This window comes from Periweissella ghanensis (assembly GCF_918814755.1).
Taxonomy (GTDB): Bacteria; Bacillota; Bacilli; order Lactobacillales; family Lactobacillaceae; genus Periweissella; species Periweissella ghanensis.
This window is the reverse complement of record NZ_CAKKNT010000002.1, coordinates 113,904-130,169: the sequence shown is the minus strand read 5'-3', so window position 1 is coordinate 130,169 and position 16,266 is coordinate 113,904. Positions and strand designations below refer to the sequence as shown.

The window sequence follows — 16,266 nt, the reverse complement described above, 5'->3', positions numbered from 1 at the left end:
GGCTGAAACGCGCTCCAGAAGGCAGATACTTGCGGGGGTGGCTGAAACGCGCTCCAAAAGGCAGATACTTGCATAAAATACAAATATCCCGACCGAATTTAACAATTCAGCCGGGATATTCTAGTTTTATGCTGTATCTAACCGCCTTTTGGAGCGCTCTATCATTTATTAATCGAATGCAATCGTTCACTCATCGTTAAAATATTAGTAATCCGGATCCCAAAGTTTTCATTAATAACAACGACTTCCCCTTGAGCAATTAATTTACCATTCAAGAGAATATCGAGTGGTTCATCAGTTAAATTATCTAATTCAACCACCGAACCGACATTCAATGAAAGAATATCGCGGATTTTCTTTTGGCTGCGACCAAGCACCACACTCAAGTTCAACGGTACATCCAAGATCAAATCAAGGTTATCACCAGTCTTAACCGTCGCATCCGCCAATGGTTGGAACTGGGGTTGGCTAACTTGGGCAGCAGCTGGTTGCAGGGTTGGTTGGGCGACTGGTTGCGCCACTGGTTGTGGGGTTGGCTGGGCGATTGGTTGCACCGGCTCAACCTGAGCGGCTATTGGAGCGGCCACCGGAGTAGTACTAGTTGGGGCCACTGGTTCACTGGCACCCAACATTGATTTTTCGATTTCTGAAACAACTTCGTTTGAGAAAATTTGCATAATCTCACTTTCAATCAACCCTTCGACTGAAAGATTAAAGGAAATTCGGTAGACGTATTCACTAGGATCAATCGCATCGTAATCAATAGTTTGCGGATTATTCCACATCCGGACGTGTGGTGGCAAGATATCAACTTTGCGTTCAATCATCGTTGACATTGAAGTTGAAGCAGAGCCAATCATTTGGTTCATTGCTTCAGCCACGGCACTTAATTGTAAGTCCGTAAATTCGGTTGACGTTGGTTTCCCTTCGCCCCCCATCATTAAATCGGCAATGATATTGGCATCATTGACATCAAGCACCATTAAGTTAGAACCAAGTAAGCCTTCTTTAAACTCGACAATCGTGGCCACTTTAGGTGTACCTAAACTGCCCATAATTTCACTAAAGAGACATTTTTTTACCCGTGGTGTCGTAATGTTAACCCGGCGGTTCAAAATTGATGATAATGTCGTTGCCGCTTGCGACATTGAAATATTACCGACCTCACCAAGCAAATCAAAACGGGTGCTTTCATCCGTTGTATCAATAACTGGCTTGGGTGCTTCCGGGATATGATTTTCCTCAACTGGTGCTGGTGTTGGTTCTTCAAATGAGCCATTCATCATTGCATCAATTTCGGCTTGCGATAAAGTATCAGTCATTTTCTAGCGCTCCTTGTGATCTTTCTAATAATTCAATTGCGTATTGGCCATGGCTACTATTACCTGGCTTAACTTTAAAGTATTCATGCCCTTGGACATACGTTTCCAATGGTTCGGTAGTCCGCCGATTAAGCTTAATCACATCACCGACTTCCATCGCCAGAAATTCTGATAACTTAACTTCGGCCTGTCCGAGCTTAGTTTCAATTTCTAATTCAACATCATTCATGCGCGCCCGTAAATCTTCTGGAGCATGTTCATTCGCTGAATTAGTATTATCAAACCAGTTATGGAAACTCAACTTATCCGTGATGCTTTCAAAGAACACATACGGGATACAAACATTGATAAATGACTTAACCCCGACAATATCAACTTCAATTGTTGACAGTACGACTGGCTCATTTGGGGACATTGTTTGTAATAGTTGGGGATTCGTATCAACCCCTTCAAGCTTAGTATCTAGTTCAACGATGCCAGACCACGCTTGCTTAAAGGTCTCCGCGAGGCGCCGGGCGATGTCTTGTAATAGTGATAACTCAATTTCTGAAAAGCGTTCTTTATCAACAATCATTGCTTGACCACTAGAACTAATCCCTTGACCTCCACATAATAGATCGACGAGGAGCATACTTAATTGGGGGTTAATTTCAATCAACTGCATCCCATTAAGGGGCGCCGATTGCATGATACCCATCAAAGTCACACGCGGAATCGAATGCATAAATTCATCATAACTAATTTGTTCAATGGAGGCCAACTGGAGGCGTACATTGGTCCGAAGTTGCGTAGATAGGACGTTAGTCGCAATTTTAGCAAAATCCTCAAAAATCAAATGAACAGTATTGATATATTCCTTGGAAAGCTTGGTTGGCCGCCGGAAATCATATGTTTTAATTTTGACATCATTGGGATTTTCCGCGATGCTTTCTTGCGTAATATCACCATTATTCATGGCGTTTAATAACTGATCAATTTCTTGTTGTGATAATACTTGATCCACAAGGCCTCCTCCTAACTAAAAACTTAATTTTGCAACATCAATAACATCAGCAATTACATCTTCAACGGCGACAACCCCGACAAAGTGCGAATCACTATTAATACCCGCCAATTGGACATCTTGGTCTTCGATATCCAAGACTTCCATCACTTCCTCAATCAATAATCCTTTACGATTACCTTCATGATTTAATACCAAAATATTTTTATTGGTAGCTGATTCAGCAACACCTATTAAGGTCGCCAAATTGACCACGGTAATCACGGTTCCCCGGAGGTTAATTAAGCCTTCGACCCATTTAGGTGCTAGGGGAACTTGTGTAATCGCAATCGTATCGACAACTTCTTCAACCGTATCGGCCGAAATCAAGTAATGCTGCTGATTCATTTTAAATAGAATCATTTGCATAGCTTATTCTCCTAGCTAACTTTATGCGAGGGCCTTTTCAAGGGCTTTAATAACGCGATCAGTATCAAAAGGTTTCACGATGAAGTCAACGGCCCCGGAACGAATCGCGTCCATAACCATGCCTTGTTGACCCATGGCGCTACACATCACGACGCGAGCACTGGCATCAGCCCCTTTGATCATCTTCAACGCATCAATCCCATCAACTTCTGGCATTGTGATATCCATGGTTACCAAATCAGGCTTAGTTGCTTGGTACAAATCAAAAGCTTCTTGGCCGTTTTGGGCTTCACCCGCTACTTCATAACCATTTGCTTCCAAAATGTTTTTTAACTTCATGCGCATAAATACCGCGTCATCTACAATCAATACTCGTTTTGCCATTATTTTTTCTCCTTAAAGTCCTATTGCATCAAACATTTTTTCTAAGTTCCCGCTCGCAGGAATAAAGAATAATGATGCATCTAAGTTTTGTTGTGCATATTTAAATTCATTCCGAATTACCAAAATTTGGTCATCGTACTGTTCTAATTCCATGTAGGTGCTCGTAATCAAAGCTCCAAAGACATCGTGCATTAGGGTTGGCACGTTGGCTTGGACTTGGAGGCCGATTAAATCACCAACGGCGCGTAAAAATGAATTGGCAATAATATTACCGAGTTCATTTACCGCTGATTGTTGTAATTCCGGACTGACAACCGAACTCCCCGTCATAAATTGGGCTAATAAATTTGATGTTTCATGTGAAACAACGAAAAGAAACACACCGGTTAAATCACCTTCAATTTGGTTGTAAACGGCATCCACAACCTCATCGGCGGCTAAGACTTCCGTAAACAAACTTTGATACGCTAGCAGTTTAACGTCTGGTAGCGCCATCTCAATTCGTTTACCGGTCAAAACCGCCAAACTAGTGGCCGCATGCCCACCACCAACATTAACGATTTCCCGTAAACTATCCAGGCGCTGGTCATTAAATTTCATTTAATGGGCCTACTTCGTTTAAGGTACCGCCTTTAGTCGCGTGACAAATGGCATTAACATCCAAAATCAAGGCAACTGATCCATTACCAAGAATGGTTGCTCCTTGGTAACGGTTAAGTTGTTGTAACAAGCTATCAATCTTTTTAATGACGATTTCTTGTTGGCCAAGGAGTTGATCAACTAAGACCATGAAATAATCATTTTCAAGTTTCACAACAATTCCATAGCGCCGTTGGATGGCTTGGCCTGGAATATCCAAGACTTTATCGGTCCGTAACACCGGAATCAACATTCCTTGGAAAGCGTACACTTCTTGGTTCCCCGTCATCGTGATTTCATCTTCCGTGACCATCACAACCCGTTCAACGACATCCAGTGGCGTGGCAAAAGTTTCCGTGCCGACTTTGACTAATAAAGCTTGAATGATTGAAAGCGTTAATGGCAATTTAATCGTGAACGTCGTGCCGACATTAACTTCACTCGTTAAGTCAAATGCCCCACCGAGTTCCACAATCTTAGCCACCACGGCATCCAGTCCAACTCCGCGCCCAGAAATATTAGTAACTTCTTGGCTGGTTGAGAAACCCGGGTGGAAGACCAGTTTCTTAACTTCATCTTCGCTCATGCCCTCGGTGTTGATTCCTTTGCGTTCGGCACTAGCACGAATAGCAACCGGATCAAGCCCTTTACCATCATCCTTTAAGGTGATGTGGACTTTGTTACCTTCTTGCATCGCGGATAATTCAATCACCCCTTGGCGTGGCTTACCATGCGCTTCACGCACATCAGGTAATTCAATCCCGTGGTCTAAGGAATTTCGGAACAAGTGAATCAATGGTTCGCTTAATTCCGCGACCACCGTCTTATCCAATTCCGTTTCTTCCCCTTTGATAATCAACTCAATATCTTTACCAAGTTGTTGTGATAAATCACGCACCATCCGGGGGAACCGACTGAAGACGACATTGACTTGTTGCATCCGAATTTTCAAAACTAAATCTTGGAGTTCGGAAGTTAAGCGGGAAACGTGTTCGAGTGAATCCTTAACATCATCCATACTATCGCGCTTACTAGCATCTTCTAATTGATTCCGGTAAACCACTAATTCCGAAACAATATTCAAGAATAAATCCAAACGGTTTAAATCAACCCGAATTGATTGGTTGTTCGCCGCTTTTTGTGGATGGTTGTGTTTAGCTTCCGCTTTTTCAACTGGGGCTGCGGGAGTTGCAACCACAGCAGGTGTTGATTGGGCCGGTGTTGACGCTGCAACTGGGGCACTTGGTGTCGGTTCAGCTGCGGTGACCTTCCCAAACGGATCAACTAAAATTTGGTCAATTTCACTGATGTTGGCAATGCTGCTTGCAACCTCAGCTTGGGCATTTTTAGTCACGTAGATAAACTTAAAGTCGGTATCAAAATCCCCGGCTTCAAGACGTTCGGTATCGGGTTCAACAACAATCACATCCCCACCTTGGCCAAGCTTTTCCATTACTAAGAAGACGCGGGCACCTTTTAAAGCTGATTCGGGATCAATGCGCACCCCGATTTGAAAGGCGTTGTGCCCATCATTAACTGCGGCGTTAATAACATCAACATCCGCGGCGTCAAGGTCGGGGAACGTATTATCTAATGCTGTCGTTTCAACCACCGTACTTGAGGCAGCAACAGGGGCTTCCCCATTAACTTGGGCTTCGACAACGGCAATCTTCGCTAACGGACCACTAATTTGGCTTTCTTGGAGTTCGTTTCCTTCACGTAAATCTTCAACTAATTGTGACAAAGTGTCTAAGCAATCAAAGATAATTGAGATGTATTCACTCGTAACTTGGAGCTTACCAGTTTTGAAAAAATCAAATAAATTTTCCATCTTATGCGTGATTTTCGTCATCACGTCATAACCCATCGTTGCTGACATCCCTTTAAGGGTGTGGGCGGCCCGGAAAATTTCATTAATCAAATCCATGTTTTGTGGATCTGATTCTAACTGCAAGACACTATCGTTTAGTAACGCTAAGTTGTCGTCACTTTCTTCAAAAAATAGGTTTAAATAAACGCTATTATCATCCATGGTATCGGCTCCTTTCCTAATTAACTTTTTGGTAGATAAAGTTATCAATCTTTTTTAAATTAAATTTTTCCGGGAAATTAATCGTTTCCGTCGCCCCGGTAAATAAAATTCCCCCGGGGGCTAAGGCATCACTGAATTTTTGATAAACTTCATCGCGGGCCTCCGGTTTGAAATAAATCGTAACGTTGCGACAAACGATGAAGTGATAATCATGACCATAAGGATCGCCTAGCAAGTCGTGGCGTTTAAATGTCACTAACTGTTGGATGCGCGGATTAATTTGGTATTGATTGGGACCAACTAAGTCAAAGTAGCGCACCAAATCAGCACCGGGAACATTGCGCACTTCGACCGTCGAATAGCAGCCGGCTTGGGCTGTCGCCAAAACGGCTTTATCCAAATCCGTCGCCGTAATGCTGATATTACTTAATTGGTGTTTGGTCGCCATCATCGCCAAGGTGTACGGTTCAGAACCAATTGAGCACGCGGCACTCCAAATCCGAATGGGGCCGGTTTGAGTCGCTTGATGGGCCACTAAGTAACGTTCAAAAATTTCAAATATTTCCGGATTCCGATAAAAATCAGTGACATTAATCGTCACATATTGAAAGAAAGCTTCCCGTGCTTGGGGGTCTTTTTGCAATAATTGACAATACTGGTCAAAGCCACTGAGCTCTAACTTATCAATTAACGTTAGCAAGCGACGTTCCATTTGACGTTCTTTATACGCCGTCAAATGGAGGCCATACGTTGCTTCCACCCACGTACTAAACTGTTCAAAATTTTGGATCATCATTACGCTCCTACCAATTGATTTAATTTAGTGCTAATGGCCGCCAAACTTAATTCTTCATCGACGACCTTTAACGCCACCGCACTCTTAGGCATGCCATAAACGATGCACGTTGCTTCGTCTTGGGTAATGTTATAGCCACCATGTTGTTTAATTGTCGCCATCCCATCGGCACCATCATGGCCCATGCCGGTTAACAAAAAGGCGGTGACGCGGGCCCCATATTGGGCGGCCGCAGATTTAAATAAATAATCCACGGCTGGGCGCGTGCCATGCATCTTTTCTGCCTGATGTAACTTAATCCGCCCGCCAATGATTTCCATATGGTAATCACCTGGCGCCAAGTAAATCGCATTTTCCACGATCATGCCATCGGCGGCTTCATAAACGTTATTGGCCGTAAATTCATGCAACCGATTGGCAAAGTGCGTCGTAAACCCTTTAGGCATATGCTGCACAATTAAAATCGGCATTTTCAGTTTGGCCGGTAACCCTTGAATTAGTTGCAGCAATGCTTTTGGTCCCCCCGTTGACGCCCCAATTACAATAATTGCTGGTTCAACAGCAGCTGGGTGCACCATGGCTGGTTGGCTAACGCGGGCCGGGCCCACACCTTTTTGCTTGGTACTGGCAATAATTTGGTCGGCAAACATCATTAACCATTCTGGATCAATGGCATGTAAATTCAGTGGCTTTTCAATAAAATCAAACGCCCCGGCTTCCAAGGCCGCAATCGTTAGGGCTTGATTATTCAATGCACTTAACATAATGACGGGAATATCGCGAACCGCTTTAATCCCTTTTAAGGCCGTCAAGCCATCCATCACCGGCATTTCAACATCTAAAATCACAACATCAAATATTTCGGTTTGCACCGCTTCAACTGCTAAGGCGCCATTACGCACAATTTTGGTAACTTCAACGCCTGGGAAGCGGGTAATAATGTCGCTAATAACTTTACGCATAAACGCGGAATCATCCGCTAATAAAACTTTAATCATCCCCGATTTCCTTTACCTTAGATATAGATGGTCCCGTCGTGCACAATTCGAATCATCGTTGAAAAATCAACTAAATCAACGATCATCGTCCGCCCTTGGGTGCCACCAACGTGACGGGCGACAATTGGAATCGCCAATTGCGCTAACGTGGCTTCCACGGCCATAATATTACGTTGCCCAATATTGAGTTGGGTGCTCGCGGTTTTAAACATTTGCGCCCCACCAGCAATTTTGGCAGTTAATGGTCCCGTCGCTCCAGCTTGGCGTAGTGCCGTCACCATTTCTGGTAATGCCAAGTTAGCAAATTTCGCATGATTGGTTGTTTGACTGGCACTAAATGCGGTACTATCGGGCAACATAATATGACTAATCCCGCCAAGATGGTGTTCTTCATCATAGATAACGGTCGCAACACATGAGCCTAACCCGAGAGCGGCTAATGTTTGCGGGGCGTGACCAATTTTATATTCGGCGATGCCAGCGTGCAGTTGCTCAGTCATGGTTGGCGGGCTCAGGTTCTGCCTCAAGCATTAACAGCTGATCAGCTTGTTCATTGTTAAATAAGTATTCTAATTCTAGTGAAATAACGACATCCCCATTTAACTTCAAGAATTTATCAATGTAACCATTCTTTAAGTTGGCTTTGCGTAATTCTTCTTCATAATTGGCTTCTTGTAATTCAAAGATGCCATCAATATCAGCGACATATGCGCCTAGTAAGCGGTCTTGCCAACGGCACAAAATAACTTTGGCTTCCGACGTCATTTCAGTAGCGATATTAAATAATTTTTGGCGTAAATCAATGACTGGAATCATGGCGCCTTCATATTCATAAACGCCCATGACGTAATCGGCAACCTCGGGAATTTTGATAAAGCTATCGGATTCAACGACTCGTTTTACGACATGCACATCAATTGCAAATGCTTGGTCGTTACTTTTAAATACTACATATTGCCCCATACTATTTGCCTTCCCTTAGTTATTTTGACTTGCTTGGCGGGCTTCAATCACCGCCAAATTAGCATTGATTTCTGATAAGCCATTTGTAACTTCAGCAATCTTAGCACTAACTTGTGTGGCCTCGCGTTGGCCAAATTGGGCCACTTTTTGCGTCAGCGTACTGTTGATGGTCTTCATTTGGGCTAACCCGTCACCAATCGTGGCCATTTGCGGACCAAGGGCATCCGTTTTAACTAAGATGGCTTGCATATCATTAACCATGTCATCAAGCTTAGTTGTCCGTTCGGTGTTACTTGAATATGATTCGTTTAACGCCACCACCATGTGTTCTGACTTAGTACGAATTGCTTCCATAATTGATGTGATGCTCTTAGCTGATTGACCACTTTGTTCGGCTAGATCACGCACTTCTTCTGCCACAATTGCAAACCCACGGCCGGCTTCACCAGCGCGGGCGGCTTCAATTGAGGCGTTGAGAGCTAATAAATTAGTTTGTTCAGAAATATCGTTAATTAAGCTGACAATCTTAACAATACTTTGAACGTCTTGGTCCATATCAACCATTTCTTGAATCAATTGATTACTATTATCACGGTCCGCTTTCCACGCCGTGCCTAAATTTTCTAAATCAGTAATTGCCGTTTGATCAGCCGCAACCACTTCCCGGTTGAAATTACCCAACGTACTAATACTTTCGGTAACTAGGGCCACTTGGGCTTGTAACGCTTGAATTTGCTTACTAATTTCATCAGCAGCTAGCGTGCGGTGACCATTGGTACCACCAAGGGCCACTAAGCTAGTTTGCAAATTAGTACTGATTTCTTGCGCCGCAGCTAAGTGTTCCGCAATTTGCATATCAAACACTGGGGTCGCTTCAGGAAGCCCGGCCTCGGCAGTTGGTTCAGCAACGACGGCCTCAACTGGTGCTTCAGTTGGTAACGCAGGTGCTCCTGGAGTAGTGCTCGTGGGCTTAGCTAAAACTAAGCCGCTATAAGCAAGGACACAGCAAAGCACCATAATGATGCTGTAAGTTAATAGCGTACCCATGGTAACCCCATTACTAAATAGGAAAATAATTCCCACTAATAACGTAATTACTGGCATGCTGTAATTAATAATCCGGCCAACCTGGGCCCGTTTACGACTGTTTTTTTGAACCATAATAACTTCCTTCCGCTATCTACCTGTGATTTAAAAAATTTGCTAAAGCAACGCTTGCTAATTAGCTAAACTTTCATTAGTACTTATCGGAATTAATGGTGCTAAATTAAAGTTATTGGTTGAAATTATTTGTGACATTTAAGATATTATCCGTCGCTTGTAACGCTTTAGCATTTAATTGGTAAGCCCGTTGGGTTGAAATCATATCGGCCATTTGGCTAGCCATATCAACATTGGCATTTTCCAAGGCCCCTTGCGTAATACTACCGGCACCGGGGGTTCCGTTAATAATTTGGACGGCCCCACCTTGGGCTTGATACATCGTATTGCCGGCCGGTTGCAAATCATTTAAGCTGCGCGGTTGGTAAATATTTAACTGACCCACCGCAACACTTCCTTGGGGCGTCTGAATCGTGATATCACCATTCGCACTCACGGCCATTTCACCTTGCGGCCATTGGTTTTGCGGAATGCGATCAGTTGTCGCAACGTGCAAGCCAGTATCTGTTACCAACGTACCTTGGGCATCCCGCTTGAAATCCCCAACCCGCGTCAACAATAATTGGTTGTTGGCATCGCGCACCCCGAAAAAGCCATTCCCTTGGAGGGCAAAATCGGTTTTTTGGCCGGTCGTTTGCAAGCCCCCTTGGCGGAAGTCATCGATATCACTTCCCACAATTAAGCCGGTGTTAAGCGCCATTTGGTTACTGGTTGCTGCTAATGGTACTTCTTGGTTATTGATTTGATTGTTAAGGGTCGCCCCAAATGCCCCACTCTTGGCTTTAAAACCGGTCGTGGTTAAATTAGCCAAATTATTGGCAATGATATCTAAGTTATTTTGGTTACCGTTCATCCCGGCTTTATTGACTTGTAAGAGACTTTGAATGTTCATTTATTTTTCCTCAAATTAATTAAAGAGCGCCGAGACGATTAACGGCTTTATCCAGGGTGGCATTATTCATTGAAAGGGCCCGTTGATTGGCTTCATATTCGCGGGAAATCTGAATCATCGATGTCATCTGATCAGCAATTTGAACATTACTTTGCTCAAGCATCCCCGCTTGAACTTGAGTCGTGACGGGCGTTCCCGGCGTGGGACTGGTGTAATATGTGTTGCCAAGGTTAGCCAGTTGGCTGATGTTAGCAAAATTGGTAATTTTAAATGGTGGGTTATCCGTGCCGACAATGGGTTGCCCATTTTGACCTAAAACGGCATAACCATCTTGTGTTACCAATTGGTTTTGGTCATTGAGACGGAAATTCCCGTTACGGGTGTAGGCAGTTTGACCATTTGGCATTTGGACGTTGAAAAAACCAGCCGTGGGAATCGCAAAATCAGTTTGCAACCCGGTTGTTTTCATCGCCCCTTTATTGGTGTTTAAGCGGCTACCACTAAGCTCATTGCCAAAGGTAAAACCACCGGCATCATTAAAGCTGTTAATATATTTACCACCTTGATAATTATGTAAGCGCACCTCGCGCAAAGTTGATTGAAACAGGTTTTGCTCCATGTAGCCAGGCGTATTGGCATTAGCAATATTACTAGCTAAATTAGCTTGCCGTTGAATTAGCAAATCGAAGTTATTTTGTAATGTATCCAGGGCACGAATCATGCGAGTTCCTCTTCAATCATAGTTTTTAATTTGGCAACAATTTTGCCGTGGAGTTGTGAAACACGCGCGATTGAAACATCTAAGACAATCGCAATTTCTTTGAGCGTTAAGTTATCAACGTAGTATAAGTTCAAAATAACTTGGTCGCGTTCCGGTAAGAGCCCGATTTTGTCGCGTAAAACTTGGCGTTGCTCATCTTGTTCTAACAGTGCATCACTACTTTGGAGCGTTGTATCGGGTAACATTTCTTTGAGTGAGAAACCTTCTTCACCATTGGAACTGCCGGAAAATAAGGTTGAATCTAAGGAAACACTCGCCAAAAAATGCATACTATCGTAGATTTCATTGAGTTGGGTATTAGAAATCTGCATTTTGCGGGTGATTTCTTCATCCGTTGGTTCACGATCAAGAGCCATCGTTAATTCATGTTTAACGGCGTAAAATCGGTTTAAAATAGCCATCCGATTACGCGAAATTTTGGCATGTTTCCGGACTTCATCAATGATTGAACCTTTAATCCGAAAAGTGGCATACGCTTCAAACGGGACTTTTTTAGTTGGATCAAATTTATGAATGGCATCAATTAAACCAATTACCCCGATATTAAATAAGTCATCTTTGGAATAATCAAAATTTTTAATTGCTAAGCGATTAACTACTCGCTGCACTAACGGTAAATAACTTAAAATTTTTGTTTCAACATCGATTTCGTACATAGCAACGCACTCCTTTTAACTTATTTGTATACCTAGTCAAGACTAAGGGTCGCAATGGCTTCAATGGCCACTTCATTAGGAATTTCATTTAATGACAAGATTGGGGTATCCGCGAAGTTAAAGGCAATTAACTTACGCAAGGCCAACCGCGTTTTCGGTGACGTTAAAATAACATAGCTCAAATCTTGGACTAACAAGGTTTGTTGAATGGTTCCAACGGCTTGTAAGAGCTTATTAACTGTATCTGGGGGTAGTACTGGGTATGAACCAGTTGGGGTTTGTTGAATACTGTTACCAATTAATTCTTCTAGCTGGGGGTGTAATGTCACGACATTAATCTTGTCATTTTCACCAACATACTTGGCAGCAATCGTGCGTTTTAACGCTTGACGGACGTATTCGGTTAACATTTCTCCGTCTTTGGTCACGAGCCCATAATCGGCGAGCGTTTCTAAAATCGTAGCCAAATCATTAATCGGAATTTTTTCATCTAATAAGTTTTGCAACACCTTTTGAACTTCACCAAGCCGCATAATATCTGGAATTAATTCATCAATCACGACGTTGCTTTGATCTTTAATCCCTTCAAGTAACTTCTTAACTTCTTGCCGGCCCAAGAGTTCTGGCGCGTGACTGTAAATAATTTCTTTTAAGTGCGTCGTAATAACCGTGAGCGGTTCAATGACGGTAAAGCCTTGGAGTTCAGCGTTTTCTTTGTCCTTGGCTTCAATCCAAATCGCATCTAAGTTAAACGCGGGTTCCTTGGTTTTAATCCCGTCAAACGGAAAATCATCATCCCCTTGGCTAATAATCATATATTTATCCAGGTAAATATCACCCTTACCAACTTCATTCCCGCGAATTTTAATTGAGTAATCATTGGCTGCTAAATATAAATTATCGCGAATCCGCACCGGGCTAACTAAAATTCCTAGTTCACGAGCACTTTGTTTTCGAATACCAACAATTCGCTTCATCAAGCTGTTTTCAACCGAATCATCGACAATTGAAATCAAGCCATACCCAATTTCAATCGCAATCGGTTCAACTTGGAATGACGCCACTGATTCGTCTTCTTCTTCGGCTTGCTTTTTTTGTTCCAAAGCTAGAATTTGTGCTTCACGCTTCGCTTCAATTTGGCGTTGATCTTCTTTTTGTTTGATGAAGTAACTCGCCGCAAACAAACCAATCCCAACTAACATAAAGGGCAAGAATGGAAAGTGGGGCACTAAGGCCAAGAGCACTAAAATTACCCCAACAATTTTAAATAAGTTCGGATTACGTAATCCATCAGCTTTAATTTCCAACCCAAAACTTTTGTTATTTTCCGAACGGGTCACAATAATCCCGGTCGCTACCGAAATTAGCAATGATGGCACGGCACTAACTAGGCCATCCCCGATAGAAAGCTTCCCAAAGTTACTAAGGGCTTCCACAATCGTCATCTTACCGCCAATTGAGAAAATCGCAGCCCCACCAAGTAAGTTGATGGCCACAATCAAGACACTAGCAATCGCGTCTCCTTTGACGAACTTACTAGCCCCATCCATGGCCCCAAAGAAATTAGCTTCACGCTGTAAATCATTGCGGCGACGTTGGGCCGTTTTTTGATCAATCAAACCGGCGTTTAAATCCGAGTCAATTGACATTTGTTTCCCAGGCATCGCATCCAAAGTAAACCGGGCTGAAACTTCAGATACCCGACCGGCCCCATTTGTCACAACGACCAATTGGACAACCATGATAATCACGAACAAAATAATCCCGACTAAGTAGTTATTCCCGGCTACCACATCGGCAAAGGCTTCAATTACTTTACCGGCGGAACCATCTGTTAAGATCAACCGTGTTGAGGCCATATTCAAACCGAGCTTGAGCATCGTCGTAATTAACAATAACGTTGGAAAAGTCGTGAATTCTAACACTGATTTAGTAAATAACGTAATCAGTAAAATATTCATCGCCACCGTTAAGTTGATAACAATTAAGAAATCAAGCACAAATGGTGGTAATGGCACGATGATTAAGCCCATAATTCCTAACACAAGGCAGGCGATTAATATATCAGCTGTTTTAAATTTGGAACTTTTTTTGGCGGCTTTTTGCATCCTGACAATCCTCTTGTATTTCTTAAATCTTACCGGCCTTTTCGGCTTCTAACTTGTATACGACGGCAATAATCCCAGCAACGGCTTCAAATAATTCAGCGGGAATGAATTCACCCGGTTCAACGGCTTTAAATAACGCCCGCGCCACCGGTCGATTTTCAATCATTGGAATATCAAGCCGTTTCGCTTCGGCTTTCATCTTTTGGGCAATTTCATCGGCCCCTTTTGCTAATACGACGGGCACCCCAACGGCACTATCGTATTTAATGGCAATTGCAAAGTGGGTCGGGTTAGTAATGACGACCGTGGCTTCTTTAACTTTAGCGACCGAGTTATGTAGTAGCCGTTGATATTGGGCACGACGTTGGGCTTTAATCTTGGGATCCCCTTCATTTTGCTTGTATTCATCTTTAACTTCTTGCTTGGACATTCGTAACCGTTTGAAGAAGCTATACCGTTGATACACATAATCCAAGACGGCCAAAAATAATAAAAACAAGGCCACTTTTAACGCGATATCATGGGCAAATGTTAAGACAAAGTGGAACACATCTTGGGGCCCCATCGCGGCTAAATTAACAATCGTGGGAATCGCTTGTTGATACGCCCCATAGGCAATGAAGCTCACGACGATAAATTTAAACAGCGTTTTGCCTAAATTGACTAGCGTCGTCATGCTGTAAAAATTTTTAATCCCGGTGACTGGATTAATTTTCTTAAAATCCGGTTTCAACGGCTGGGCCGTAAATAAAATTCCGGTTTGAAATAAATTCCCGAGTAACCCAATAATGACGGCCAGCAGCATAAATGGCCCGGCTAAAATGAACAGCATCAAAATCGATTGCGTACCAAGCCGTGGTAACGTATTAAACGCAACTTTGGTTTGACTAATATTTTCAAAACTCGCCGTTAAATAATTAACTAAGTACCCACCGACATTGGACCACATTGGTTCAAGCACTAACGCAAAACCGAGTAATGACAGCGCAATAACTAAATCCTGACTCTTTGGAATTTGACCACGTTTGCGGGCATCCCGTAAGCGTTTGGCGGAGGGTTTTTCAGTTTTATTTGCTTTATCTTCCGCCATTGGCTACCTCACTGAACGAATAAAGTCCCACATCGTTTGAATTGAATTAGGAATATCACGCATCAACATACTCAAAATATTTGGTAATAAAATCAGAGTAATTAAAAATCCTAACGCCTGTTTAACGGGCAAACTCATCATCAACACATTCAATTGCGGCACCGTGCGTGAGACAAACCCCAAGGTAATATCAATCGTGATTAAGGCAACCACTAATGGAGCGGCTAAGCTCACCCCCATCGCAAAGGAAGCGGCAAACGTTTGGACCACCCCGTTAATCGTGGCTCCGCTGTAGTTAATGCCCCCAAGCGGAACGACTTGAAATGATAAGAGAATCCCTTTGATTAATAACCGATGCAAGCCGGTTATAAAAAATGCACATAAGGCTAACCAGTAATAAACCCGGCCGTATTGTGACATTGATGATTCAAATGACGGATCATACAATTGTGCGGCGGAAAATCCGATTTGAAAGTCAATCACACTACCAGCTAACATGACGGCACTAAAAATCAATTTCGTGATGTAGCCCATCGAGAGGCCAAAAATGACTTCTTTGATGACTAGTAACGCAAAAATGAGATATGATTGCGTTCCCGTAAAATGAGTAACCGCCGGCCACGCCATCAACGTTAGCGCCCCGCTTAAGCCAACTTTAGCGGTTTGCGGGAAATTTTTTTCTGAAAATACCGGGCTAATGGCGATAAATGCCGCAATCCGACATAAAATCAACAACCCTTCTTGCACTTGCGCCATCAATACCTCACATTTTGGCAATCATTCTAAAGATTGATTTAGTAAATTCTAAAAGCATCGTTAACATAAAATTCCCACAAACAATCATCGCCACTAAAATTGCGACTAACTTGGGCACAAAGCTCAATGTTTGTTCTTGGATTTGGGTTACCGCTTGGAAAATACTAATGACTACCCCAACAACTAGTGCCACGCCAAGGGCTGGACTAGCAACTAACAAAATCCGGATAAAAGCATCGCGGATTACTTCTAAAACTGTTCCAACTGACATCGCCGT

General features: G+C 43.0%; 18 protein-coding genes. All 18 read right to left on the bottom strand.

Annotation, left to right across the window (positions count from 1 at the left end; genetic code table 11):
- Positions 1-161: 161 nt before the first annotated feature.
- Positions 162-1,322: a flagellar motor switch phosphatase FliY gene (gene fliY, locus LQZ76_RS01625; protein WP_230098017.1), complete on the bottom strand. Its 1,161-nt coding sequence runs from the start codon at positions 1,320-1,322 to the stop codon at positions 162-164.
- On the bottom strand, positions 1,315-2,325 hold the full coding sequence (fliM, locus tag LQZ76_RS01620) for a flagellar motor switch protein FliM (protein WP_230098016.1): 1,011 nt from the start codon (positions 2,323-2,325) through the stop codon (positions 1,315-1,317). The genes fliY and fliM overlap by 8 nt, the downstream gene beginning before the upstream one ends.
- Positions 2,326-2,340: 15 nt before the next feature.
- On the bottom strand, positions 2,341-2,733 hold the full coding sequence (locus LQZ76_RS01615) for a chemotaxis protein CheW (protein WP_230097026.1): 393 nt from the start codon (positions 2,731-2,733) through the stop codon (positions 2,341-2,343).
- A gap of 21 nt (positions 2,734-2,754) precedes the next feature.
- Positions 2,755-3,117, bottom strand: a complete 363-nt coding sequence (locus LQZ76_RS01610) for a response regulator (RefSeq protein ID WP_230097025.1) — start codon at positions 3,115-3,117, stop codon at positions 2,755-2,757.
- 12 nt (positions 3,118-3,129) lie between these two features.
- Positions 3,130-3,717 (bottom strand): chemotaxis protein CheC, encoded by a 588-nt coding sequence (locus LQZ76_RS01605; RefSeq protein WP_230098015.1) that lies wholly within the window; start codon positions 3,715-3,717, stop codon positions 3,130-3,132.
- Positions 3,707-5,788: a chemotaxis protein CheA gene (locus LQZ76_RS01600; protein ID WP_230098014.1), complete on the bottom strand. Its 2,082-nt coding sequence runs from the start codon at positions 5,786-5,788 to the stop codon at positions 3,707-3,709. The genes LQZ76_RS01605 and LQZ76_RS01600 overlap by 11 nt, the downstream gene beginning before the upstream one ends.
- 16 nt (positions 5,789-5,804) lie before the next feature.
- Complete coding sequence (locus LQZ76_RS01595; RefSeq protein WP_230098035.1) at positions 5,805-6,581, bottom strand: CheR family methyltransferase; 777 nt, start codon at positions 6,579-6,581, stop codon at positions 5,805-5,807.
- Positions 6,582-6,583: 2 nt separating this feature from the next.
- The gene (gene cheB / locus LQZ76_RS01590) at positions 6,584-7,582 is read right to left on the bottom strand and encodes a chemotaxis-specific protein-glutamate methyltransferase CheB (RefSeq protein WP_230098013.1); all 999 of its coding nucleotides are present in this window, start codon (positions 7,580-7,582) and stop codon (positions 6,584-6,586) included.
- A gap of 17 nt (positions 7,583-7,599) precedes the next feature.
- Positions 7,600-8,082, bottom strand: a complete 483-nt coding sequence (locus LQZ76_RS01585) for a chemotaxis protein CheD (RefSeq protein WP_230098012.1) — start codon at positions 8,080-8,082, stop codon at positions 7,600-7,602.
- Entirely contained in the window at positions 8,075-8,545 is a 471-nt protein-coding gene (locus tag LQZ76_RS01580) for a chemotaxis protein CheW (RefSeq protein WP_230097020.1), read from the bottom strand. Before LQZ76_RS01580 ends, LQZ76_RS01585 begins: the two co-directional genes overlap by 8 nt.
- 15 nt (positions 8,546-8,560) lie before the next feature.
- Entirely contained in the window at positions 8,561-9,706 is a 1,146-nt protein-coding gene (locus LQZ76_RS01575; protein WP_230098011.1) for a methyl-accepting chemotaxis protein, read from the bottom strand.
- 112 nt (positions 9,707-9,818) lie between these two features.
- Positions 9,819-10,598, bottom strand: coding sequence for a flagellar hook-basal body protein (locus tag LQZ76_RS01570; protein WP_230098010.1), 780 nt, complete (start codon positions 10,596-10,598; stop codon positions 9,819-9,821).
- Between the two features lie 19 nt (positions 10,599-10,617).
- Positions 10,618-11,319 carry a flagellar hook-basal body protein gene (locus LQZ76_RS01565; protein ID WP_230098009.1) on the bottom strand — a complete coding sequence of 234 codons (702 nt, stop codon included), beginning with the start codon at positions 11,317-11,319 and terminating at the stop codon, positions 10,618-10,620.
- Complete coding sequence (locus tag LQZ76_RS01560; protein WP_230098008.1) at positions 11,316-12,035, bottom strand: sigma-70 family RNA polymerase sigma factor; 720 nt, start codon at positions 12,033-12,035, stop codon at positions 11,316-11,318. Before LQZ76_RS01560 ends, LQZ76_RS01565 begins: the two co-directional genes overlap by 4 nt.
- A gap of 32 nt (positions 12,036-12,067) precedes the next feature.
- Positions 12,068-14,143: a flagellar biosynthesis protein FlhA gene (gene flhA / locus LQZ76_RS01555; protein ID WP_230098007.1), complete on the bottom strand. Its 2,076-nt coding sequence runs from the start codon at positions 14,141-14,143 to the stop codon at positions 12,068-12,070.
- Between the two features lie 22 nt (positions 14,144-14,165).
- Positions 14,166-15,233, bottom strand: coding sequence for a flagellar biosynthesis protein FlhB (flhB, locus tag LQZ76_RS01550; RefSeq protein WP_230098006.1), 1,068 nt, complete (start codon positions 15,231-15,233; stop codon positions 14,166-14,168).
- 3 nt (positions 15,234-15,236) lie between these two features.
- Positions 15,237-15,989, bottom strand: coding sequence for a flagellar biosynthetic protein FliR (gene fliR, locus LQZ76_RS01545; protein ID WP_230098005.1), 753 nt, complete (start codon positions 15,987-15,989; stop codon positions 15,237-15,239).
- Between the two features lie 7 nt (positions 15,990-15,996).
- Complete coding sequence (gene fliQ, locus LQZ76_RS01540) at positions 15,997-16,260, bottom strand: flagellar biosynthesis protein FliQ (protein WP_230097012.1); 264 nt, start codon at positions 16,258-16,260, stop codon at positions 15,997-15,999.
- Positions 16,261-16,266 lie beyond the last annotated feature (6 nt).

Excerpts from the sequence above, each read along its gene's own strand:
- LQZ76_RS01595 (WP_230098035.1), bottom strand. The coding sequence starts at position 6,581 with ATGATCCAAAATTTTGAACAGTTTAGTACGTGGGTGGAAGCAACGTAT.
- LQZ76_RS01580 (WP_230097020.1), bottom strand. The coding sequence starts at position 8,545 with ATGGGGCAATATGTAGTATTTAAAAGTAACGACCAAGCATTTGCAATT.
- flhB (WP_230098006.1), bottom strand. The coding sequence starts at position 15,233 with ATGGCGGAAGATAAAGCAAATAAAACTGAAAAACCCTCCGCCAAACGC.
- LQZ76_RS01600 (WP_230098014.1), bottom strand. The coding sequence starts at position 5,788 with ATGGATGATAATAGCGTTTATTTAAACCTATTTTTTGAAGAAAGTGAC.
- LQZ76_RS01585 (WP_230098012.1), bottom strand. The coding sequence starts at position 8,082 with ATGACTGAGCAACTGCACGCTGGCATCGCCGAATATAAAATTGGTCAC.
- LQZ76_RS01610 (WP_230097025.1), bottom strand. The coding sequence starts at position 3,117 with ATGGCAAAACGAGTATTGATTGTAGATGACGCGGTATTTATGCGCATG.
- LQZ76_RS01605 (WP_230098015.1), bottom strand. The coding sequence starts at position 3,717 with ATGAAATTTAATGACCAGCGCCTGGATAGTTTACGGGAAATCGTTAAT.
- fliQ (WP_230097012.1), bottom strand. The coding sequence starts at position 16,260 with ATGTCAGTTGGAACAGTTTTAGAAGTAATCCGCGATGCTTTTATCCGG.
- LQZ76_RS01570 (WP_230098010.1), bottom strand. The coding sequence starts at position 10,598 with ATGAACATTCAAAGTCTCTTACAAGTCAATAAAGCCGGGATGAACGGT.
- flhA (WP_230098007.1), bottom strand. The coding sequence starts at position 14,143 with ATGCAAAAAGCCGCCAAAAAAAGTTCCAAATTTAAAACAGCTGATATA.
- fliY (WP_230098017.1), bottom strand. The coding sequence starts at position 1,322 with ATGACTGATACTTTATCGCAAGCCGAAATTGATGCAATGATGAATGGC.
- LQZ76_RS01615 (WP_230097026.1), bottom strand. The coding sequence starts at position 2,733 with ATGCAAATGATTCTATTTAAAATGAATCAGCAGCATTACTTGATTTCG.
- LQZ76_RS01560 (WP_230098008.1), bottom strand. The coding sequence starts at position 12,035 with ATGTACGAAATCGATGTTGAAACAAAAATTTTAAGTTATTTACCGTTA.
- fliR (WP_230098005.1), bottom strand. The coding sequence starts at position 15,989 with ATGGCGCAAGTGCAAGAAGGGTTGTTGATTTTATGTCGGATTGCGGCA.
- cheB (WP_230098013.1), bottom strand. The coding sequence starts at position 7,582 with ATGATTAAAGTTTTATTAGCGGATGATTCCGCGTTTATGCGTAAAGTT.
- LQZ76_RS01565 (WP_230098009.1), bottom strand. The coding sequence starts at position 11,319 with ATGATTCGTGCCCTGGATACATTACAAAATAACTTCGATTTGCTAATT.
- LQZ76_RS01575 (WP_230098011.1), bottom strand. The coding sequence starts at position 9,706 with ATGGTTCAAAAAAACAGTCGTAAACGGGCCCAGGTTGGCCGGATTATT.